The 22,718-nt window shown below is 70.2% G+C and carries 16 protein-coding genes; 5 read left to right on the top strand and 11 right to left on the bottom strand.

Features of this window, described 5'->3' with window-relative positions; all coding sequences use genetic code 11:
• Positions 1–38: 38 nt before the first annotated feature.
• The 3 genes from OG430_RS07295 to OG430_RS07285 form a co-directional block, all read right to left on the bottom strand.
• The gene (locus OG430_RS07295) at positions 39–1,340 is read right to left on the bottom strand and encodes an RICIN domain-containing protein (RefSeq protein ID WP_327358988.1); all 1,302 of its coding nucleotides are present in this window, start codon (positions 1,338–1,340) and stop codon (positions 39–41) included.
• Between the two features lie 100 nt (positions 1,341–1,440).
• Positions 1,441–2,880, bottom strand: a complete 1,440-nt coding sequence (locus OG430_RS07290) for an endo-1,4-beta-xylanase (RefSeq protein ID WP_327351596.1) — start codon at positions 2,878–2,880, stop codon at positions 1,441–1,443.
• Positions 2,881–3,071: 191 nt separating this feature from the next.
• The gene (locus OG430_RS07285; RefSeq protein ID WP_327351595.1) at positions 3,072–5,225 is read right to left on the bottom strand and encodes a glycoside hydrolase family 9 protein; all 2,154 of its coding nucleotides are present in this window, start codon (positions 5,223–5,225) and stop codon (positions 3,072–3,074) included.
• Between the two features lie 489 nt (positions 5,226–5,714).
• Here OG430_RS07285 and OG430_RS07280 point away from each other — a divergent pair, with 489 nt between their 5' ends.
• The 3 genes from OG430_RS07280 to OG430_RS07270 all read left to right on the top strand — a co-directional run bounded on the left by OG430_RS07280 (position 5,715) and on the right by OG430_RS07270 (position 9,161).
• A complete protein-coding gene (locus tag OG430_RS07280) occupies positions 5,715–7,184 on the top strand; it encodes a non-reducing end alpha-L-arabinofuranosidase family hydrolase (RefSeq protein ID WP_327351594.1) in 1,470 nt (489 codons plus the stop codon).
• Between the two features lie 650 nt (positions 7,185–7,834).
• The gene (locus OG430_RS07275; protein ID WP_327351593.1) at positions 7,835–8,230 is read left to right on the top strand and encodes a peptidoglycan-binding domain-containing protein; all 396 of its coding nucleotides are present in this window, start codon (positions 7,835–7,837) and stop codon (positions 8,228–8,230) included.
• A 496-nt stretch (positions 8,231–8,726) separates the two neighbouring features.
• A complete protein-coding gene (locus tag OG430_RS07270; RefSeq protein WP_327351592.1) occupies positions 8,727–9,161 on the top strand; it encodes a hypothetical protein in 435 nt (144 codons plus the stop codon).
• Positions 9,162–9,619: 458 nt separating this feature from the next.
• Here the strand turns inward: OG430_RS07270 and exaC are convergent, their stop codons facing one another.
• The 7 genes from exaC to xylB all read right to left on the bottom strand — a co-directional run bounded on the left by exaC (position 9,620) and on the right by xylB (position 19,091).
• Positions 9,620–11,143 carry an acetaldehyde dehydrogenase ExaC gene (exaC, locus tag OG430_RS07265; RefSeq protein ID WP_327351591.1) on the bottom strand — a complete coding sequence of 508 codons (1,524 nt, stop codon included), beginning with the start codon at positions 11,141–11,143 and terminating at the stop codon, positions 9,620–9,622.
• A gap of 289 nt (positions 11,144–11,432) precedes the next feature.
• A complete protein-coding gene (locus OG430_RS07260) occupies positions 11,433–12,707 on the bottom strand; it encodes a GAF domain-containing protein (protein ID WP_327351590.1) in 1,275 nt (424 codons plus the stop codon).
• Between the two features lie 163 nt (positions 12,708–12,870).
• The gene (locus OG430_RS07255; RefSeq protein WP_327351589.1) at positions 12,871–13,497 is read right to left on the bottom strand and encodes an N-acetylmuramoyl-L-alanine amidase; all 627 of its coding nucleotides are present in this window, start codon (positions 13,495–13,497) and stop codon (positions 12,871–12,873) included.
• Positions 13,498–13,543: 46 nt separating this feature from the next.
• Positions 13,544–14,569 (bottom strand): acetamidase/formamidase family protein, encoded by a 1,026-nt coding sequence (locus tag OG430_RS07250; RefSeq protein WP_327351588.1) that lies wholly within the window; start codon positions 14,567–14,569, stop codon positions 13,544–13,546.
• A complete protein-coding gene (locus OG430_RS07245; RefSeq protein ID WP_442816442.1) occupies positions 14,566–16,104 on the bottom strand; it encodes an APC family permease in 1,539 nt (512 codons plus the stop codon). The genes OG430_RS07250 and OG430_RS07245 overlap by 4 nt, the downstream gene beginning before the upstream one ends.
• A 205-nt stretch (positions 16,105–16,309) precedes the next feature.
• Positions 16,310–17,527, bottom strand: a complete 1,218-nt coding sequence (locus OG430_RS07240) for an ROK family transcriptional regulator (protein WP_327351587.1) — start codon at positions 17,525–17,527, stop codon at positions 16,310–16,312.
• 106 nt (positions 17,528–17,633) lie between these two features.
• A complete protein-coding gene (xylB, locus tag OG430_RS07235; protein WP_327351586.1) occupies positions 17,634–19,091 on the bottom strand; it encodes a xylulokinase in 1,458 nt (485 codons plus the stop codon).
• A gap of 174 nt (positions 19,092–19,265) precedes the next feature.
• Here xylB and xylA point away from each other — a divergent pair, with 174 nt between their 5' ends.
• Positions 19,266–20,438: a xylose isomerase gene (gene xylA, locus OG430_RS07230; protein WP_327358986.1), complete on the top strand. Its 1,173-nt coding sequence runs from the start codon at positions 19,266–19,268 to the stop codon at positions 20,436–20,438.
• 150 nt (positions 20,439–20,588) lie between these two features.
• Complete coding sequence (locus tag OG430_RS07225; protein ID WP_327351585.1) at positions 20,589–21,188, top strand: hypothetical protein; 600 nt, start codon at positions 20,589–20,591, stop codon at positions 21,186–21,188.
• Positions 21,189–21,216: 28 nt separating this feature from the next.
• On the opposite strand, the gene OG430_RS07220 is transcribed toward OG430_RS07225, so the two are convergent.
• A complete protein-coding gene (locus OG430_RS07220; protein ID WP_327351584.1) occupies positions 21,217–22,584 on the bottom strand; it encodes an esterase-like activity of phytase family protein in 1,368 nt (455 codons plus the stop codon).
• Positions 22,585–22,718 lie beyond the last annotated feature (134 nt).

The raw sequence follows: 22,718 nt of genomic DNA, 5'->3' as shown, positions 1-22,718 counted from the left end.
CCAGGATCATCCTGGCTCCACTCCATGGTGCGGGCGTATCACTGGAACTGTGCGAAGAACCTCCAGATCTCTGCCTTGGTCCAGGTGGTGACGCCGCTTTCGTCGGGGGAGCCGTCGACCGGACCGGGTACGTGGCCTCCGTCGAACGCTGCCCATTGGACCGGGTACCCGGCACGGCAGCCCGAGTAGGTGGTGGTGATGTGCGTTCGGCTGCCCGGTGCGGGCTCACGCGGGTTCTGGGCGGTGCAGCCGTTGTTGGCGACGAACTTGTCGCGCAGGGACCGTCCTTGCGCGATGTTGAGGACGTTGTCGCTGATGCCGTGGATTCCGAAGTAGGCGGTGGGCTGGGTGCCGCCGCTGCATCCGCTGATCTGGCCGCCGGACATGACCGCGACGGCCCTGAAGACGTTCGCCCGGGAGCAGGCGAGTGCGTAGCTCATGCCGCCGCCCCAGCTGAATCCCGTGGCGAAACGCTGTGCCGGGTTGACGCAGAGGCCGCCCTCGATGCGCCGGATCATGTCGTCGACGAAGGTGATGTCCTCACCGCCCGAATTGGCCCAGCCGTTGCCGAGGCCCTGGGGGGCGACGAGGATCGCGGTGTTGTTCGACTGTTCCTGTTGGCCGTAATAGGACCAGGCGGTCCCGCTCGTGCCGCCCGAGGAGACCTCGCCGGCGGTTCCGCCCCGCCAGTGGAACGCGAAAATGAGCCGGTAGCGGTGGCTGTTGTCGTAGTTGGCGGGAACTCTGAGGACGAAGCTGCGGCTCTTGCCACCGCTCTGAATCGTGTGCGTACCGCTCGCCAGAGTCGGGGCGCTGCCGCATGCCTCGCCGCCACCGGACGACAGCTTGACCATCTGCCATTGCTGGTTGGCGCTGCCCCAGTCGCTGTACTGGACGACGCCTGCGCCGTCGGCGGTGGAGGCGCCCTGCACCTCCACCGCCTTGCCGCTGTTGCGGTTGATCAGCCGGACGTGGCCCGCGTCGGAGTCGGCCAGGCGGAACTGCTGGTTGGCCCCGTTGTGGTCGGCCCACTGCTGGATCGCGGCACCGTCGGCGGTCGAGGCGCCGGCCACGTCGAGAACCTTGTCCGAATGCCGGGCCTTGAGCCGGTAGAAGCCGCCGCCGGAGTCCACGAACTGCCACTGCTGGTTGGCTCCGTCGTGGCGTGTCCACTGGCTGACCCGTGCGCCGTCGGCGGTGGACGTGCCGGAGACGTCCAGCGCCTTGCCGCTGTTGCGATTGACCAGGGCGTACCAGGCGTTGGTGTCCACCGTCGCCGCCTGGGCGGGCGATGGATTCACCACGGCGAGCATGCCGATCGCGAGGGTCGCCGCCACCACGGCGGCGACCCGGGACCACCAGCGAAGTCGTCGTGGAGGGGCAGGGGAAGCCGCACCGTAGGTCTTCATCGGTTCACCCTTTCTTCTGTGGCAGATGCCATCAGGTGCGGGTCCAGCGTTGGTTGCTGCCGTTCGAGCAGGAGTAGAGCTGGATCAGGGTGCCGTTGGCGGTTCCGTTCGCGGCGGCGTCGAGGCAGAGGCCCGACTGGACGCCGACGATGGATCCGTCGGAGTTGAGGCGCCACTTCTGGTTGTCGCCGCCCCAGCAGCTGTAGATCTGGACTTTGGCGCCGTTGCCGGTGCCGGCGGCGTCCAGGCACTTGTTGCCGTAGACCCTCAGCTCGCCCGCGGCGGTGGGGGTCCATTGCTGGTTGGTGCCGCTGTGGCAGTCCCACAGTTGGAGCTGGGTGCCGTCGGTGGTGCCGGCGCCGGGCACGTCCAGGCAGCGGCCCGAAGCGACGCCCTTGATCTGTCCGGAACCCGAAGGGGGCGTGGAGCCGCCGTTGAGTGCGTTGAGGACGGCGGTGTACGCGGGCTTCTTGCTGCCGTCGCCGTTGAACAACAGCGGTGAGTGCTCCGGTCGCCAGGAATCGGTGTCGCGCACACCCCAGACAGTGATGCCGAGGCAGCGCGCGACGGCCAGGCAGTCGTTGGTCACGTTGGCGTAGGTCGTGGCCGAGGCGCCCTGGATGTCGAGTTCGGTGATGGCCACGTCGACGCCGAGGGCGGCGAAGCTCTGCAGGGTCGTGCGGAAGTTGCTGTTGTAAGGGCTGTCGTTGTTGAAGTGCGACTGGAAGCCGACGCAGTCGATCGGCACGCCGCGCTGCTTGAAGTCGCGGACCATGGCGTACACGGCCTGGGTCTTGGCCCAGCTCCAGTTCTCGATGTTGTAGTCGTTGTAGCAGAGCTTGGCGGCCGGGTCGGCGGCGCGCGCGGTGCGGAAGGCGACCTCGATCCAGTCGTTGCCGGTGCGCTGCAGGTTGGAGTCGCGCCGGGCGCCCGAACTGCCGTCGGCGAAGGCCTCGTTCACGACGTCCCACTGGGCGATCTTGCCCTTGTAGTGGGCCATCACGCCGTTGATGTGGCCGATCATCGCCTGGCGTAGATCGCTGCCGCCGAGGCTCTGCATCCAGCCGGGCTGCTGGGAGTGCCAGGCCAGGGTGTGACCGCGCACCTTCTTGCCGTTCTGCACCGCCCAGTTGTAGACGCGGTCACCGGCGGTGAAGTTGAACTGGCCCCGCTGGGGTTCGGTGGCGTCGATCTTCATCTCGTTCTCGGCCGTCACCGAGTTGAACTCGCGGCCCGCGATCGTCGTGTACGCCGAGTCGCCCAGCCTGCCCGAGGCGATGGCGGTGCCGAAGTAGCGGCCGCTCTGCGCCGCCGCGGCGCCGAGCGTGCTCTCGGCCGCACTCTCGGCGGCGTGTGCGGTCGGCGCCGAGACCGGCGCGACGACCGCACCGAGGACGCCGACGACCAGCGCTATCAGCAGACCACCGAACTTCCGGCGGACGGCGGGTGGGGGATTGGCAGGCGAAGCCATGACTGTGCCTCCAGGGTAGAAATCACGGAAGGACTGAAGTGCAGGGGAATGGGTCGTCCGTTCCCGCTCGGCAGACGAACGGATGGACGACGGGACGGGACGGGCCGGCCGGAAGCCGGGCAGCACGGGATCACCGGACATCGCGGTCATGGAAGCGGGACGACGTCTGCCCGGGCCTGGCCGACCATGGATCAGGTGCAGGCGTTCCCGTTGAGCGCGAAGGCCGTGGGGGAGGGATTGGTCCCGGCGTACGTCCCCTGGACTCCGAAGCTCGCTGTCGCACCGCTCGCGATCGTGCGGTTCCAGTCGGCGTCGCGGGCGACGACGGCGGTGCCGCTCTGGGTGACGGTCGCGTTCCAGGCGTTCGTGACGCGCTGGCCGGCCGGGTAGGACCAGCTCAGCTTCCATCCCTCCACGGATGCCGGGCCCGTGTTCTTGACGGAGACCGTCGCGGTGAAGCCACCGCTCCAGACGCTGTCGGTCTTGTACGTCACCGCGCAGGCGGCGGTGGGTGGTTCGCCGGTAGAGGTCCGCTCGGCGGCGTAGGCGGCGAGCCAGGCCAGCGGGGCGTTCCAGTTGACGGCCACCTCGTTGGTGGAGTACGAGCCGATGTCGTCGATGTAGCAGGCGGCGGGCGCGCAGCCGGCCAACTTCTCTTCCGCCACCGGGTCCTGGAGTCCGCTGTTGGGCCCGCCCGCCAGCGATCCCGCCGGAGGATGGGGCAGCGAGGCGTCCAACTGGTGGGCCCAGAAGCGGTGATGCTGGTTCTGCGAGGACGTCTCGCCGTAGCCGGATATGTAGGACTGGCCGAGGGCGTTGCGGCCAAGGAGGTAGTCCATTGTCTCCAGTACGCCGGTGCGGTAGCGCTCGTTGCCGGTCAGCTCCCCGGCGACGGCCAGGACGATCGCGTCGCCCGCCACTTCGCCGTTGGAGCCCCAGAAGTAGCCGTCCGCCGGGACGGGCACCGCGTAGCCCTGGGCGGCCATCCGGGACAGGTAGCCGTCGGCGGCTGCCGTCACCGAGGACCGGACCCGGTCCCGGTCCGCTGCGGGCAGACCGCTCGGGACGGTGGCCAGGGTGAGCCGGCCGAGCGCGGCCGTGTCCGCCCAGCCGAAGCCGTACGCGGAGAAGGCAGTCGGCGAAGTGTGCCAGGACGAGCCGGTGACCGCGTCCCGGTAGCCGCTCTCGCCGGTCGTGGCGTACAGCTCGGCCGCCGCCCAGTAGAACTCGTCGGTGACCTGGGTGTCGCCGTAGGCGCCGCCGCCGGTGCTGTCCGAATCCGGCGCGTACATGGCCGGGTTGGCCCGGGCCGCCGTCCAGGCCCGGCGGGCGACCGACAGGCAGCGGTCGGCGTACGCGGCGTCGTAGGGCCTGAAGACCCGGGCGCACTGGGCCGCGGCCGCTGCGAGGTTGAGGGTCGCCGCCGTGGACGGACGGTGCAACTCGCGGGGCTGGGCGTCCTGTTCGGGGCGCATCGGCATGCCGGTCCAGGCCGCGTCATGGATCTTGTGGAACGCCATGCCCGCGTACGGCTTGCCCTCGGGCACCTGCATCCGCATCAGGAAGTCGAGCTCCCAGCGCGCCTCGTCCAGGACGTCGGGTACGCCGTTGCCGCGTTCGGGGACCCGCAGGGTCGAGTCGCCGAGCGCCGCATCCGTGCCCGCCCGCTCGGCCCGCTCGAAGGAGTTGACCATCAGCCAGGTGGAAATGCCGCCGTTCACCACGTACTTGCCGTGGTCGCCCGCGTCGTACCAGCCGCCCCTGACGTCCTGGGTGTAGTCGCACACGCCTGCCTGGCATGGGACGGAAGTGTCGCCCTTGTTGGGCGCGACACCGAGGTGTCCGGCGGGCCGCGCGTAGGCGGAGCCCACCAGGGAGGCGTCGATGGGGATGCCGCTGCGCTGGTGGTGGAAGAACGCCATCGCGTCGGTGCGCAGACCGTCGTACAGGTTCGCGCGGATGTCGAAGGGAACGCTGCCGCTGCCGTCGACCGCGAGGACGTATCCCGAGCCGGACCCTCGGTACGAGGAGAAGTCGGCCACCTGGACGGACTGGCCGGAGGGAGTGTCCGCGCCGCGCGGGACGGTCGCACCGGAGGCGACCACCGTCCCGGACGCGTCGCGCAACTGCCAGGTGAGCGACTGTGTCGCCGTGGTGACCACGGTGGCGCGCTTGGGGCCGTCGGGCAGGTAGCCGACCTGGTTGACGCGTACGGCCGTGGCCGCCGCCGTGGAGGGGGCGGCTGCCGCGGTGGGCGTGGTCAGGAGGCCGCCGACGAGGAGGGAACCCGTCAGCAGGGAGGCGGCGAGGCGTCTGGGGTGGCGTAACAAAGGGGTGGGGGGCATGAGGGGCTCCTGTGTCGATGGGAAGTGAAGGAGCGGAAATTGCGACGGGCGCTGGGAGCGCTCCCATTCGAAATATCGAACAGCGGTCGGTAGGCCGAAGATTCGAGGCGGACAGTAATGACGCACAGGGCGGTCGTCAACAGGTGTGACTCGTGCGGCAGTTGAAGATGCGCCGGCGAACTGGTTCAGAAACTTTCAGAGAGCTTCCGGTCGGCGCGACATGCCTGTCAAGCCCCAATCGGGGGCGCTCTTTGTGGACAGATCGGTGGTAGGTCTTGACCGGGAGGCCTCACGTTCCTAGCTTGTGGCGTCGAAGAAGATGAGAATCTTCCGAAAAGTTTCCGAGAATGAACTTGCCGCAGTCGTCACAACCGGCCGTCAGCTGGGACGGCTGAAGGCCGGACAGCTATTTCCGCCTCTGCCCCCGACGCGGCCGCTCCGCGGTCCATCGAGGTTCACCCCCCACCCCCGCCCCCAGGAGGTCCTCTGATGTGGTTTCGCCATCCGTCCCTGCTGCACCTGAGACGCTTACTTGCCGTCCTTGCGCCCTTGCTGCTCGTGGCCACTTTCCTCGGCGCCCAGCCCGCCGCCGCGGCGACCGTCGACACCAACGCCTGGTACGTGCTGGTCAACCGCAACAGCGGCAAGGCCCTGGACGTCTACAACCTGGCGACCAACGACGGCGCGCGCATCACCCAGTGGACCAGGAACGATCAGAACCAGCAGCAGTGGCAGTTCGTCGACTCCGGCGGCGGCAACTACCGCATCAAGTCCCGCCACTCCGGCAAGGTCATTGACGTTCAGAACCGGTCCACCGCCAACGGCGGCGCGATCGTCCAGTGGGCCGACCTGAACGGCACCAACCAGCAGTGGCGGCTGGCCGACAGCTCGGACGGCTACGTGAGGTTCATCGCGCGCCACAGCGACAAGGCCCTCGAAGTACAAGGCGCCTCCACCGCCGACAACGCGAACATCGTCCAGTACGACGACTGGGGCGGCACCAACCAGCAGTGGCAGCTCGTCAAGGTCGGCAGCGGCAATCCCCCCGGCCCGTGCGATCTTCCGTCGACGTACCGCTGGACATCAACGGGCGCGCTCGCGCAGCCCAAGCCGGGATGGGTCTCGCTCAAGGACTTCACCGTCGTCCCCTACAACGGCAAGCAGCTCGTCTACGCGACGACGCACGATACGGGCACGAGCTGGGGCTCCATGAACTTCAACCTCTTCACCAACTGGTCGGAGATGGCCTCCGCCGGCCAGAACGGGATGTCATCCTCCACCGTCGCGCCCACGCTCTTCTACTTCGCGCCGAAGAACATCTGGGTGCTCACCTACCAGTGGGGCGCGACCGCCTTCTCCTACCGGACGTCGAGCGACCCCACCAACCCGAACGGCTGGTCAGCACCGCACGAGCTCTTCTCCGGAAGCATCGGCGGCTCCGGAACAGGACCCATCGACCAGACGCTCATCGGTGACGGGACGAACATGTACCTGTTCTTCGCCGGTGACAACGGCAAGATCTACCGGGCCAGTATGCCGATAGGGAACTTCCCGGGCAGCTTCGGCTCGTCGTACACGACGATCATGAGCGATACGATGAACAACCTGTTCGAAGCCCCGCAGGTCTACAAGCTCCAGGGCCAGAACCGCTACCTCATGATCGTCGAGGCGATCGGCTCGCAGGGCCGCTACTTCCGCTCGTTCACGGCCACCAGCCTGAACGGCTCATGGACACCGCAGGCCGCGACCGAGAGCAACCCCTTCGCCGGCAAGGCCAACAGTGGTGCCACCTGGACCAACGACATCAGCCATGGCGAACTGCTCCGCACCGGCGCCGATCAGACCATGACCGTCGATCCCTGCAATCTGCAGCTGCTCTACCAGGGACGCAGCCCCAACTCCGGCGGCGACTACGGCCTCCTGCCTTACCGGCCAGGTCTGCTGACACAGCAGCGCTGACAGGCGTGACGCGGGTCCGGCTCCGGCTCCGGCTCCGGCTCCGGCATGGAGCCGACATGGCGGGCTCGGCGGTAGGCCGGGCCCGCCCGGGTCACGCGACAACTTCAGCGCTCATACGGCAACGGAGCGCGGGGCCGGGCAACGATCACCAGCCCGCACCGGGAGCAGACGCCACCAGGGCCGGTGATATCGAGGCGGTCACCGAACAGATGGCGTTGCGCCTGCGATGGCGCCGGTGACGTAGGAGCAATTCAGGCCAGGGCCGTGAGCGCAGGATGAAAGTGATGCTCGGAGCGCCATCCTCCGCAATATCTGCGGGACCCGCCCGCTCTAGGCCTAATCTTTCCGGAAATTGCGTCGATGCTACGCAACAGTTACGCAAGCGGAGTCATTCCTGACCTTTTGCGTCACCTTCCGAAGCAGAATCTTCCGAATGGAGCGTATTGATCCGCCTTTCCGACCTTGATTTCACCAGTGCATTTCAATGAAGCCTCAGGGGTAGCCCTGATTTCTTCTGCTGGTCCGGTGTTTGGCGCAGATCTCCCGTGACCATCCACGTTTTCATCCGACATTCTCTTTTGCTGTTGGCGACAACACTCGGCAGTTCGGGCCGAGTTAGCGCATCGCCAACCAGACGAAACGAGAAGTCCATGACAGCTACTATCCGCATCCTCGCCCGCAAGACGGCGCCGCTCCTCATGGCCGGCGCCATGGCGGTGGGCGTCGCGGCGGTGGCCGCCCCGTCGGCCTCGGCCGCCATCATCCCCAACCGCTGCGAATACACTGGCAGCCAGCCGACGCTGTCGTACGCCCCCAACACCTACAAGCTTGCGGTCAAGCAGGTGCAGTGCGAGCTGAACTACTCGCTGAAGTACACGACCGTTGAGGTGGACGGCTACTTCGGCTCCGCCACGCGCTCGGCCGTGAGGAAGCTCCAGGACTGCTCCAACATCGCCATCGACGGAATAGTTGGATCGGACACCTGGGGCAAGCTCAACTACTGGGCCAAGTCAAATGGTTGGGCCGACGTGTCGGGCAGCTGCTGACCATCACCACGTCACGCCTAATGAGGTACGCGAGGTGAGACACACTTCGCGGCGCAGGGAAACCCCGGCTGTCTCAATTCGAGGCGGCCGGGGCTTTCGCGGTGGCAATGATCGTGCGGTGGGCCGAAATTGATACCTGGACCGTTCCCTGTGCGCCGTTCAGTCGGGAGGGGTGACCGGATCACTGATGCGGCGCCAAGCTCTTTCTCCCTATCAACGGGGGGACTTGATGGCTGTCGTGTGTCAAGAGATCCAGGAATGGATTGAGACCCGGGCAGAGCAGCCTGTCGGTACGCGGGTCGCGCGGACAGAGGACAACTGCAGTGGTCTGCCGTGGTGGAATCCGGCCCGCCGATTCCGCACCATCTCCAGCGGCGCGCCGGGCAACGCGTGCCGCAGCAGGGCCTGATGGTCGAGGGCCGGGACCGGAAGGGACCTGATGCCTGATGGACGAGTCCGTGCCGGTCTCCTGAATGTTTCCGCAATCACCATCTCCGTGGCCGCCCTGGTCGCATCGGTCGCATCGGTCTGGCACGGCCGAAACCAACTCCAGATATCCAGGGAAGCCAACCACCTGCCCGTGCTTGCCGCACTGCTCGCCCAGTTCCGGACCGTGGAACTGAACGACCACTACATCTACGTATGCACGAAGCTCCGTGAAGAACACTCGCCGGAACTGGGCATCAGCGGGCTGCCGCAGCCCGCCCGGGAAGCGGTCTACGACGTCGCCTACTTCCTGCAGACCTTCGCCGGAATGGCATCCCTGGGCATCGCCAGTGAGAGAGAACTGCTGGCCGTGCTCCACACCAGGGACGAACCGCCCGCCCCCATGGAGGATGAGGCGCCAAGGCCGGCCGCCATACGCGAAGGCCCGCCAGCGCCTGGAAGAACGGGAACGCCACGCTTCTCCATCGCTCCCGTTCAACGATGATGTACGGCTCGAGAGCCTCCCGGGTCTTGATGATCAGATCGTTCAGCACCCACCGCTGGTCGGACTGAAATTTGGGATCGCGCACATGAGTGAGCAGCAGCTCGGCCGTCATGGCCAGATAGCTCACCGCCCGCGTCCGCGAGATCTGGAGCCGAGCACCTCAAGCAGAAGCAGCCGGCGTCATCAAGTGGTGGGGTCGTATTCCTGTTGGTCGAGAGCGGGCCTGGCCGAGGGGCGGTTGTCCCGACTGGAGATCGCTCGGGAGGTGGGGCCTCGGCGGTCGGGCCGGAGGCTGAGCCGGGGTCTTGGTCCGTGACTGGTCCGGAAGAGCGGGTCAGGAGCGGGATGGCGCTGGGAGGAACTGGGAGTTGACACGTGAACCGGGCTCCGCGCTGAGCGAGCCGAGCGGAAGGCGCCAGACGGGGAAAAGGCCAGGTCAGGCGCCTTTTCTCGTGCCCTTAGAAGAACCCGACCTTCTTCGCCGAGTACGACACCAGCAAGTTCTTCGTCTGCTGGTAGTGCTCCAGCATCATCTTGTGGTTCTCCCGCCCGATCCCCGACTGCTTGTACCCGCCGAAGGCCGCATGTGCCGGATACGCGTGGAAGTTGTTCACCCACACCCGGCCGGCCTGGATCGCACGGCCCGCCCGGTAGGCCGTGTTGATGTCGCGGGTCCACACGCCGGCGCCCAGGCCGTACAGCGTGTCGTTGGCGATGCGGATCGCGTCGTCGTAGTCGTTGAAGGACGTGACCGAGACGACCGGGCCGAAGATCTCCTCCTGGAAGATCCGCATGCGGTTGTCGCCCTCGAAGATGGTGGGCTGCACGTAGTAGCCGCCCGCCAACTCGCCGTCGTAGTCGATGCGTTGGCCACCCGCCAGGATCTTTGCACCCTCGCGCTGGCCGATGTCGAGGTAGGAGAGGATCTTCTCCAGCTGGTCGTTGGAGGACTGGGCGCCGATCATCGTGTCGGTGTCGAGTGGGTGGCCCGGCGTGATCTGCTCGGTGCGGGCGATGGCCGCGTCCAGGAACTCGCTGTAGTGGCCGCGCTGGATCAGGGCCCGCGAGGGGCAGGTGCAGACCTCGCCCTGGTTGAGGGCGAACATCGTGAAGCCTTCGAGGGCCTTGTCGCGGAAGTCGTCGTTGGCGGCCCACACGTCGTCGAAGAAGATGTTCGGCGACTTGCCGCCCAGCTCCAGGGTGACCGGCTTGATGTTCTCGGAGGCGTACTGCATGATCAGCCGCCCCGTGGTGGTCTCCCCGGTGAAGGCGACCTTCGCGACGCGCGGGCTGGAGGCGAGGGGCTTGCCCGCCTCCGCGCCGAAGCCGTTGACGATGTTCACGACGCCCGGCGGCAGCAGGTCCGCGACCAGGCCCAGCCACACGTGCACCGACGCCGGGGTCTGCTCGGCCGGCTTGAGGACGACCGCGTTGCCCGCGGCCAGGGCGGGCGCGAGCTTCCAAGTCGCCATCAGGATGGGGAAGTTCCACGGGATGATCTGGGCCACCACACCGAGCGGCTCCTGGAAGTGGTACGCGATGGTGTCGTCGTCGATCTCGCTGAGCGAGCCCTCCTGCGCGCGGATCGCCCCGGCGAAGTACCGGAAGTGGTCGATGGCCAGGGGGATGTCGGCGGCGAGGGTCTCGCGGATCGGCTTGCCGTTCTCCCAGGACTCGGCGACCGCGAGCTGCTCCAGGTTCGCCTCCATCCGGTCGGCGATCTTCGCCAGGATGTTGGCGCGCTCGGTCGTCGAGGTGGCACCCCAGGCGGGGGCGGCCGCGTGGGCGGCGTCGAGGGCGCGCTCCACGTCCTCGGCGGTGCCGCGGGCCACCTCCGTGAAGGTCTGGCCGTTGACCGGGCTGGGGTTCTCGAAGTACTGGCCGCGGGCGGGCGGTACGTACTCGCCGCCGATGAAGTGCTGATAGCGCGGGGCGAAGGAGACGAGGGCGCCTTCGGTGCCGGGCGCGGCGTAACGGGTCATCTCGGTGGGCCTCCCCTGTGCGGCTGCCCGCCGTCGGGCAGCGCTCCGGCGGAGGCTAGGGGCGCGGAGGTTGCAACCACGTTGCGGCCGGCTCCCCGCACAGGGGTCCTGCCGTACGCCCGGGGTCCTGCCGTACGTCCCGGGGTCCTGTCGTAGGTCCCGAGGTCCTGCCGTACGCCCCGGAGGCGTGCCCCTATGTCGTGGGGTCGTGCCCGCCTGTCCCGAGGCCGTGCCCGCCGCCCCAGGTTCGTGCCCTACTCGCCGCCGCAGCGACCCTTGGGGCCGCGCCCTACGGCGCCCACGCGGCCGCCGCCTGCTCCGCGTCCAGCTCCACCAGTCGCGCCCGCGCGGGTGCCCGCTCCGGGGCGCCGTGCGGGAGTACGTCGACGAGCGCCTGCCACACGTCGAGGTCGTCCTCGCCCCACGCGCTGTGCGCCCAGTCGGCGAGCAGCTGCGGATCGCCGCGCGCGATGAGCGCACCGCGCAGGGCGCCCTCCAGGCGGCGCCGCATCCGGGCCACTTCGGGCGCGCCGGAGCGGGGGAGGAGAGGTCCGTTGTACGCGCCCATCGCGCCGGAGACCGCCCCGGCGGCCAGGCGCCGCTCGACGAGCGCGAAGTCGGCGTCGACCGGGGCGGTCAGCCGATAGGGGCGGGACACGAGCAGCTCGGTGCCGAGCAGGGCGCGCAGCCGGGACATCTCGGCGCGCAGAGTCACGGGCGACATCGACTCGTCCTCGTACAGACAGAGCAGCAGCTGATCACCCGTCAGGCCCTCGGGGTGGCAGGCGAGAAGGGTGAGGAGCTCGCTGTGTCTGCGGCTGAGCCGGAGCTTTCGGCCGTGCGCGACGAGGAGGGCCTCGTCGCGGCCCAGGGCGTGCAGTTCGAGGGCCGGTGCGGGGGCGCGGTGGTCCAGGGCGAGCTGTGCCTCGGCGGCCCGCGCGACGGCCTGGACGAAGGCGAGGCTGTGCGGGTGTGCCAGGCGGTCGCCGCCGGTGATGTCGACGGCGCCCAGCACACGGCCCGAGCGCGGGTCGTGCACCGGGGCGGCGGCGCAGGTCCAGGGCTGGACGGGTCTGCTGAAGTGCTCGGCGGCGAAGACCTGCACGGGCCGGTCGACTGCGACCGCGGTACCGGGCGCGTTGGTGCCCATCACGGACTCCGACCAGCGGGCCCCCGGCACGAAGTTCATGCTCCCGGCGCGGTTGCGCGTCCCGGCGTGCCCCTCCACCCACAACAGCCGGCCCTGCGCGTCGCACACCGCGAGGAGATGCTCGCCGTCCATGGCGAAGGTGCTGGTCAGCTCGCGGAACAGAGGCATGACCCGGGCCAGCGGATGGTCGGCGCGGTACGAGCCGAGCTCGCCGTCGCCGAGTTCGACGTGCGCGGTGCAGTCGGGGCTGACGTGTGCGCGTGCGGAGCGCTGCCAGGAGTCGGCGACCACGGGGCGTACCGGGCGGTGGTCCAGCGTGCCCGCCGAGGTGAAGGCGGCGTGGGCGCGGCGTACGGCTCGCGCGCGTGCGACGGGGTCGGTGCCGGGTTCGAGGGCCACCCACGGATCCGTCAACTCGGCCTCCTGGTCAGGGCGATGTGGTCCTGCAAGTCGTCGTTGTGGTCTTGCACATCGTCACTCCGCCAGGGGAGTCCGACAACCGTCGCGGCGGTGGTCGCTGTGCGATTGGCGTGATCGGTGTCCCGGCGGTCCGGCCCGCCGGGCGCTGCGAGCGCCGTCAGACGGTGTTGATCAGACGGATGTAGCGCGACCAGTCCCAGTAGGGCCCGGGGTCGGTGTGATCCGAGCCGGGCACCTGGACATGGCCGATGATGTGCTCCCGGTCCTTCGTGATGCCGTACGTGTCACAGATGTGCGCGGTGAGCGCCGCCGACGACTCGTACATCGCGTCGGTGAAGTACTCCGGCTGATCCACCCAGCCCTCGTGCTCGATGCCCACACTGCGGGTGTTGTACGACCAATTGCCCGCGTGCCAGCCGATGTTGCGGTTGCGGACGCACTGGGCGACATGGCCGTCGTTCGAGCGCACCACGTAGTGCGCGGACACCTGTTTCGCCGGGTTCTGGAAGATGGCGAGGGCGTCCGCGTACGTCTCCTGTGTGACGTGGATGATCACGCGGTCGATGCGGTAGCTGATCGGACGGTTGGACGCCGTGTAGTTGGAGGTGCTGGCCGGTACCCACCCGGCGGGCGGGTAGTCGGTGGTGGCCGGCCGCGCGGCGGCGGGGGAGGCCGTCAGGAGCGTGGCGGGGGCGGCGGCGAGTGCGGCGGCTCCGAGGAGCAGCCGGCGTCTGCCGGGGTCGGCGGGGTCGGTGGGGGACGATCTGGCGCGGTCGTGTTCCATGGGGCGACCTGCCTCTCTGGGTAACTCGCTTCAGTGGGGGAGCAGTTCACGTGCGGCGGGCGAGCTCCGCTGCCTGCTCGCGCAGTCGGTCGTGCAGCCCGCGGTGGGTCTCGTGCGCCGGCAGCCACTCCTTCCGTATCTTCGCGACGCACGTGTAATTGGTGTCGCAGACATTGGCCAGCGGTGACTCGACGGCCTGTGTGGCGAACTGATAGGCGTCGAGCTCCGTGAAGCCGTAGTCGCGCACCAGCCACTGGATCAGGTCCAGTTGGCAGATCCGGAAGGCGTCCTCCAGGGGACGCGCGGAGCCGGTCGAGATCAGATGGGTGTCCGACTCGATCCGCGGCCAGGGCGTGGGGAGTCCCTTGAGCAGTTCGACGATCACGACGGTGTTCATGGCGCACTCGACGGCGACGCCGCACGTCTCGCCCTCGCCCTGCCGCGCGTGCCCGTCGCCGAGGCTCAGCAGCGCGCCCTCGACGTTGACGCCGAGATAGCAGGTGACACCGGCCCGCATCTCGGGCGTGTCCATGTTCCCGCCGTGCGCGTCGGGCACGAGCGCCGAACGCACCTCGAGCCCGGCGGGCGCGACACCGACCGTGCCGTGCATGGGATCCATCGGCAGCTCGATCGTGAAATCGCTGTCGTGAGCGGCGAATTGCGCGGTACGCCGGTCCCGGTCGAGCTGCCAGATCCACACCCGCTCGGGCAGCGGCGGCTGCAGCGTCGCCGTGGTGTGCGTGGAGGTCAGCGCCCCGAACAGCGGCACGGTCGTGGACGCCGCCCAGTCGCGGGCGGGCTCGATCGACACGAAGTGCACGGCCAGGGTGTCGCCGGGCTCCGCGCCCTGGACGTAGAAGGGTCCGGTCTGCGGGTTGAGGAACGGGAACGTGCAGACCTGCGACACCAGGTCCTTCTCGGACCGTACGTGCCCGGCGAAGCAGTCCTCCGTGTGGAGGTCGAGGACCGTGCCGGGCAGGATCCGGGCGACGGGGGGTGCGCCGCCGAACGTCCAGGCGTACTCGCCGGGTTGGGGCCGGACGCTCAGGATCCTGGGCTCGCGGTCGGTCATCGGCTCTCCGCTCCGGTCGGTCCTGAAGTCGATTCCGGTCGGTCCGTCGCCTCTGCGTCCGTCTCTTCGTCCGCTTCTTCGTCGAGATGTACGCGGGCGGTGTCGGCGACGCGTTCCGGATGCCGCCGCAGCAGCACCAGGAGCACCACCGCGCCGAGCGCCATCCAGACGCCGACGACGGGACCCGCGTACGACACGGGTTCGGTCAGCTCCGTGACGAAGTCGAAGACCGGCAGGCCCGCGGCCGTCAGCAGCGCGGGCACGAACGCGGCGATGCCGAGCAGCGGGAACAGCAAGTGCCGGACCGGGCTGAGGAGTTCGCGCCGCCGTCGCAGGAAATACGCGGCGCAGGCCAGGTTGGTGACGATGTACACGCCGATCACGACGGTGACGATGACGGTCGCGAGCAGCAGGAACGCGGTCACCGGGTCATAGGCGAGCCCCAGCCCCAGACAGGCCCCGACCGCCACGACGAACTGGACGGCCACCCCGACGGCGGGCGAGCGGTGCCGGGGATGGAGGCGGGCGAGGGCCGCGGGGAACACGCCGATGCGGCCGAAGGCGAAGGCCGTGCGGGTGGAGACGTTCGCGCAGGCATTGGCGTTGGCGAGCGTCGAGTTGACCACCGCGAAGAACACCAGGACCCAGAACGCCCCGAACGACGCGCGCGCCACTCCGTCCCAGGACGCGGCACCCGAGGCGCCGAACTTGCCGAACTCGTCGGGCCCCAGGTACACGGCCATCGCATACGTCGTGACGACGTACACCAGGCCGATCGCCAGCGCCGCCCCGAGCACCGCGCGCCTCACGGTGCGGCGCGGGTCCTTGGTCTCCTCGGCGAGCGGCGCCGCGGCCTCGAACCCGGCGAAGGCCAGCACGGTGTAGACCGACCCCGCGAACACCCCGCCGATGCCCTCGTAACCCTCGGCGGTGTGCGAAGTCCCGAACACCGACAGCGTGTTGTCGCCGCCCGCCTGCGAGATCAGCATGACGGCGAACACCAGGAACACCAGCACCTCGAAGACGCCGAGCACGGTGCCGAAGCGCGCGGAGGCCCGTACCCCGAACCACCCCGCCATCGCGATGATCACGGCGCCCGCGAGCGACCAGGGCCACCACAGGTCCGCCGGATACCCGGACCACTCCTGATGCAGCGTGCCCGCCGTGGTGAACCCCAGCTGCAGCAGCAACAGGGCGGGGACCAGCGCCTCGACGAACACATATCCCCAGCCCACGAGGAACCCGACGGTCGGGTGGAGCCCTTGCGCGGCGTACGTCGCCGTCGATCCGGCGGCCGGCAACTGCCGCGCCAGCTCGCCCACGCACGACGCGGTGAACAGGCAGGCCACCAGGGCGATCAGCACCGAGAGCGGCAGACTGCCGCCCGCGAAGGCGGTCCCCGCCGGGATGGACGCGGCGATCGCGGCGGCGGGCGCCATCGCCGTGATGCTCTGGAACAGGACCTCGCGCAGCCCGATCGCCTCGCGTCTGAGGCCCTGCGTCCCGCCTTTCGGTGCGTACGTTTCCCCCGTCACGCCTGAACTCCTCGCGTCGGTCGCATTGCGTGGGTGGCAGTGCTGCTGCGCATGCGTTTCGTTGGCGCTGCGTCAGTCGAACGGCAAGAGGTGAGCGCTAAGTACGGTACGGGCCAGGGGAGTTGGGGTGGAAGAGGGCGGGACGGGTCGGCGCTCGCGCCGCACCGCTCGGCGGGGCGGATCGGCGGTTCCCCGCACAGTCGGGCTACCCGGCCCGGCCCGCCAGCGCGGCCGGATCGTCGAGCACCGCCTGCACCACCGAGTGCGCCGCGCCGAGCAGTGGTCCCTGCGAGCCGAGCCGCGACACCGTCACCGAGCCGCCCCTGGGGCGCTGCGGGTCGGCGGTACGGCGGCCCAACTCCCGCTCCAGGGAGGGCAGTAGCCAAGGGGCGAGCCGGGACAGGGCGCCGCCGAGGACCACGGTCTGCGGGTCGAGCAGGTTCACCGCACCGGACAGCGCGATGCCGAGCGCGGAACCGGCGCCGCGCAGCGCACGGCGCACCCGCTGGTCCCCGTCGTCGGCGAGACCGGCGAGCAGCCCGATCCGGCCCCCGCCCGGCTCCAGGCCCGCCGCCCGCAGCACCGCCTCCTCGCCCGCGTACTGCTCGAGACAGCCCCGCCCGCCGCACGGGCAGGCGGGACCCTCGGGACGTACCGGCACATGCCCCAACTCGCCCGCGAAGCCGTGCGTTCCGCGCAGCAGTCGGCCCCCGACGACGAGGGCGGCGCCGATGCCGATCTCCGCCGAGACATGGACGAAGTCCTGCGGCGCCGGGTCGCCGCCGATCCACAGCTCGGCGAGCGCGCCCAGATTCGCTTCGTTGTCGACGCTCAGCGCCATCCCCTCCGGGCCGTCCGCGCGCAGGTGGGCGCCTATGTCGACCTGGCTCCAGCCGAGGTTGGGCGCGCGCACCACGGTGTGCGAGTCACGGGCGACCAGGCCGGGGACCGCCACCGCGAGCCCCGCGGGGCGCAGGCCGAGGCCGCGCGCGGTGCTGGTCACTTCGCCCACCAGGCGGGCGAGTTCCTTGAGGACGGGCTCGGGCGGGCGCCCCCGGTTGTCGCCCTCGGCGGCTGCCCTGGCCCGCACCTTGCCGTGCAGATCCACGGCGCACACCGCGAGATGGTCCACGCCGATCTCGGCGCCGATCCCGACCGGGCCGTGCGGCCCGACGGTCAGCGAGCTCCCCGGACGCCCCACCGTGCCGGGCCGTTCCGGACCCAGCTCGACGAGGAGCCCGCCCCGGATCAGCTCGTCGACGAGCGTGGACACGGCGGCCCGGGTGAGCCCGATCCGTCCGGCCACCGCGGCCCGCGAGAGCGGCCCCTGGGCGACGACGGCGTGCATGACCAGGGAGAGGTTGCGGCGTCGGATGCCCTGCTGGGTGTTGGGCCAGGGGGCGTCGGGCGAGGGGTCGGTCATGGGGATCAGCTTCTTTCCGGAGTGCGGGGCAGGCGTGCGTGGTGCTTCTGGCTGCGTGTACGGGCGTACAGGACAGGGGAGTTGAGCGGGACCGCGCGCATGCCGGTCACCCCCGCCCCAGCAGCGCGCCGGCATCCCCGAGCACCCCGGCGATCCGTTCCAGCGCCGCCTCGTCCCGCTCGACCGGTTCGAGCACCGGCCCGCGCGCCGTGCCCCAGCGGCGCGCCACCGCCGCCGGGTCCTCCCCGGTGAGCAGGCCCGCGGCCTGCGCCGCGGCGCCGAGCGCGACCAACTCGTCCGCCTGCGGCACCTGCACCGCACGCCCCGAGAGCCGCCGCACCGTCTGCTGCCACGCGTTGCCGCGCGCCCCGCCGCCGATCAGGAGCAGCGCGGAGTCCTCGGCGCTCGGGGCCCCGCCCGGATCCGTCGCGAGCACCAGGTCGAGCGCCTTCAGGAGCGCGAACACCGCCCCGTCGTAAGCCGCTTGGAGGATCTGCCCCGGCGAGGTGTCGTGCCGCAAACCGTGCAGCAGGCCCGAGGCGCCCGGCAGATTGGGGGTGCGCTCGCCGTCCAGGAACGGCAGCACCGTCACGGTCCCGCCCGCCTCCACCGCCTCGCGGTCGCGGCCGAGCAGGGCCGCGACCCGGTCGACGGCGAGCGTGCAGTTGAGGGTGCAGGCCAGCGGCAGCCAGTCGCCGCGCGCGTCGGCGAAGCCCGCCACGGTGCCGCTCGCGTCGGCGGCCGGGCGTCGCGACACGGCGTACACCGTCCCGGAGGTCCCGAGGCTGAGCACCGGGGTGCCGGGCCGCAGCCCGAGTCCGAGCGCCGCGGCCGCGTTGTCACCCGTGCCGGGCGCCACCAAAACGCCGCGGGAAAAGGGCAGTTCGGGCAGCCCGCGCACGGTCCCGGCGACCTCGCCGGGACGTACGACCCTCGGCAGGAGCGCCGGATCGAGACCCACGCGCGCGAGGATCTCCTCGTCGTACGCCTCCGTGGCCGCGGCCCACCACCCGGTCCCGGAGGCATCGCCGCGGTCCGTGGTGCCGTCGCCCGTGAGCCGTTCGGTGAGGTAGTCGTGCGGGAGCCGCACCGCCGCCGTGGCCGCCGCGGCCTCGGGCTCGTGCGCGCACAGCCAGGCCCACTTGGCCACGGTGAACGCGGGCCCCGGCACGCTCCCGATCCGCTCCGCCCAGGCCTTCGCCCCGCCGAACTCCTCGATCAGCCGCTCGCTCTGAGGCGCCGGACGCACATCGTTCCAGAGCAGCGCGGGCCGTACCGGCGCACCGTCCGAGCCCAGCGTGACAAGGCCGTGCTGCTGCCCGCCGACGGACACCGCGGCCACCTGGTGCGCGGCAGGACCACAGCGGCGTACCGCCTCGACGAGCGCCTCCCACCACTGCCGGGGATCGCTCTCCCGGCCCCCGCCGTCCGCTCCCGGCGACACGGTGTGCGGGGCCTGTCCGCGCGCCACCACGTGTCCCGTCGCCGCGTCGACGATCAGCACTTTGGTGGACTGCGTCGAGCTGTCCACCCCGGCGACGAACGGACCGTCGGCCTCTGACATGGGTCTCTCCGTTCGGGCCACTCGACGGCCGGCGCCGTCTTCTCAGCAATGAAGTGTTCCCAGCGATGACGTCTTCCGGGCGAAGACATCTTCCCAGCGATGGCTACGGATACTAATTTGTTAAGGGCGATGACGAAATACTCCGCACACCGCATCCATGAAGGAGTCGCCGCGATGCATCCCCGCTACCAGCCCACCCCCGAGGACAAGTTCAGCTTCGGCCTGTGGACCGTCGGCTGGCAGGGCCGTGACCCCTTCGGCGAGGCGACCCGGGCCGCCCTCGATCCGGTCGAGAGCGTGCAGCGGCTCGCCGAACTCGGCGCGTACGGCGTCACGTTCCACGACGACGACCTGATCCCCTTCGGCGCCTCGGACACCGAGCGCGAGGCTCACGTCAAGCGCTTCCGGCAGGCCCTCGACGCGACCGGGCTCATCGTCCCGATGGCCACCACGAACCTGTTCACGCACCCCGTGTTCAAGGACGGCGGCTTCACGTCGAACGACCGCGACGTACGCCGCTTCGCCCTGCGCAAGACGATCCGCAACATCGACCTCGCCGCCGAGCTCGGCGCGCGGACGTACGTGGCCTGGGGCGGCCGCGAGGGCGCGGAGTCGGGTGCCGCCAAGGACGTCCGGGTGGCCCTGGACCGCATGAAGGAAGCCTTCGACCTGCTCGGCGAGTACGTCCTCGAGCAGGGCTACGACCTGCGCTTCGCCATCGAGCCCAAGCCGAACGAGCCGCGCGGCGACATCCTGCTCCCCACCGTCGGCCACGCCCTCGCCTTCATCGAACGCCTGGAGCGCCCCGACCTGTACGGAGTGAACCCCGAGGTCGGCCACGAGCAGATGGCCGGCCTCAACTTCCCGCACTCCATAGCCCAGGCCCTGTGGGCGGGCAAGCTCTTCCACATCGACCTGAACGGCCAGACCGGCATCAAGTACGACCAGGACCTGCGCTTCGGCGCCGGCGATGTGCGCTCCGCGTTCTGGCTCGTCGACCTGCTCGAATCCGCCGGATACGAGGGCCCGCGCCACTTCGACTTCAAGCCGCCGCGCACCGAGGACTACGACGGGGTGTGGGCGTCGGCCGCGGGCTGCATGCGCAACTATCTGATCCTGCGCGAGCGGACCGCCGCGTTCCGCGACGACCCGGAGGTCCAGGAGGCGCTGCGCGCCGCCGGCCTCGACGAACTGGCCACGCCCACCGCGGCGGACGGCCTCGCGGCACTCCTCGCGGACCGCACCGCCTACGAGGAGTTCGACGTCACCGCGGCCGCCGAGCGCGGGATGGGCTTCGAGCGGCTCGACCAGCTGGCGATGGATCATCTGCTGGGGGTGCGTGGCTGATTGTGGGACGGGACGGGACGGGACGGGACGGGCGGGGCGGGGCAGGGTGCGGGACGGGGCGCGTGGCTGAGCCCGTCGATCCGCTTCCCGCACTCGCCAACTTCCGTACAAGGGTCGCGTCGTGACCGAATATGGCCGACTCTTGGCGTTATGGCCATGCCGCCCGTTCCCCCGCCCCCGCCGAACCCGCCCGGGGGTGGCTTCGGCTCACCCTCGGACGAGCCGAACGACGGATGGAACCGAGGACCGAATCAAGGACCGGACCAAGCACCGGCCTACGGACCGGGGTACCCCCCGACGCAGGGCGCCGGGGGATACGGCGCGCCCGGTGGGCCCGGCGGTGGCGGATACGGCCCGCCGGGTGGCGGCGACCCGCAGTGGCAGGAACCGCCGCCGTCGGGGCCGGGGCCGGGGCGGCGGAACCTGCTCTTCGTGCTGCTCGCGGTGCTCGTGGGACTCGGGGCGATCGCCGCCGTGGTCTTCGTGGTGACCGGGGACGACGACGATCCGCCGGGCAAGAAGCCGCCCGGGTCGAGCCCGTCGGTGGGCATTCCGAGCGGGATCCCCACCGAGCTGCCGTCGGGCTTCCCCTCGGGGCTTCCTTCGGGGTTCCCGTCCGACTTCCCCACCGAGTTCCCCTCGGGACTGCCCTCCGGCTTCCCGACCGGCTTCCCCACCGACCTGCCGACCGACTTCCTGTCCGCGTTGCCCACCGACCTCCTCGAAGCCGGGAGCGACGTGGCTCCCTAGCGGGACGAGGTTGCCCGGCGGTCCGTACTCACCAGCCCTTGGGGACCTTCACGTGCGTCACGGAGGTCTCCAGGCCGCTGTCCACGAGCCGGCCGTCGGCGTCGAAGGCCTCGGGCCCGTCGCTCATGCCGAAGTCGTTGTCGTTGATCAGGGCCAGGGTGTTGCGGCCTGCGAGCGCGACGCCCTCGATCTTCCCGGGCACGCCCTTCACCGCGCCCAGGTCGACGACCAGGCGCTTCTTGAGGACGGGCACGCCCTGCCCGGCCGGGTCATCGAGCTGCTCCAGGGCGGGGGAGGTGGCGGGGTCGTCCCAGGCCCCACCGAGGATGTTCGCCTTCCGGTCAAGGCGTACGCGCTGCAGCCGGGCCGCCTTGTCGGTGCGCTCCTGCACGAGCAGGGTGTCGTCGCCGATGGCCACCACGGAGGAGATCTTCAGCTCGGACGTGTCGTCCTCGCTCGGGTCGACCAAGTCCACCGGGTCGAAGCGGTACGCGTACTCCGCGGTCACCTGCTCCTTGCGCGGTGAGAACCGCAGCAGCCGCGCCGTCCGCGAGGCCTCGCCCGCGTCCTGGTCGGGCAGCGACAGCGGGCTCTGCACCGCCATCACCAGGTCGCCGCCAGGCAGTTGGGCCAGGCCCTCGAAGCCGCGGTTGGTCTTGCGGTGCAGCAGCACGCCGGGCAGCGCCTCGACCACGGGGTAGTCCGCGCCGGTCAGCTTCAGGCCCTCGGGCACGTACCGGGTGAGCACCTTGCCGCGCGCGGAGACATGCACCAGGGAGGGGCCGTACTCGTCGACGAGCCAGAAGCTCCCGTCGTGGGCCCGCACGATGCCCTCGGTGTCGAGGCCGTTCGGGTCGTACGTGAGCGGGGTCCGGGCGTCATAGGTGTACGGCGCCTCGTCGCGGCCCTCCTGGTTGGGCAGGCCGGTGACCGCCTTGCCGCTCGCCGTGGTGATCGGGAGCGCGTCGAGCACCTTCACGCGGTCGCCGGAAACCCGGATCTTCACGATCGCCGGATCGAAGCCCGGCACCGGGAAGGTGCGGCGCTTCTTGCCGTCGACCTTGATCTGGCCGTTGGGGCCGCGGTCGGTCACCGTCCAGAACTCGCCCTTGCGGCCGGCCGGGTACAGATCGCTGCCGATGCCGCCCAGGTCGACGCCCCGGTCGTCGGCGACCGTGCCGGGCAGCAGCTCGTTGCTGAACCGAGCGAGCGGCAGGTCCGGCAGGGTCGCGCTGCCGGTCACCTCGGGGGCGGCGGTGGCAGGGGCCTGCACGCCGGTCGCGGTTCCGGCCACCGCGATCGCGGCGAGCACGGCGACCGGCACACCGACGGCGACGGAACGGCGGATGCTGCGCCGCTGCAGAGCGGACCGCCGGTGCGGGGCGTGCGGGGACATTCGGGCCTCCTGTGACACGTACGTATGGCTGCGCAGTCACCTTCGAAGGTCCAGCCCAACGCCGGGCGGCCGTCAGGTGAACGCCAGGAGACGCGAAGTCGGCGCCTCCTTGGGAAGGGGAGGCGCCGACTTCA

It is taken from the genome of Streptomyces sp. NBC_01304, assembly GCF_035975855.1.
Classification (GTDB): Bacteria; Actinomycetota; Actinomycetes; order Streptomycetales; family Streptomycetaceae; genus Streptomyces.
This window is presented reverse-complemented; position numbering and strand designations above follow the sequence as displayed.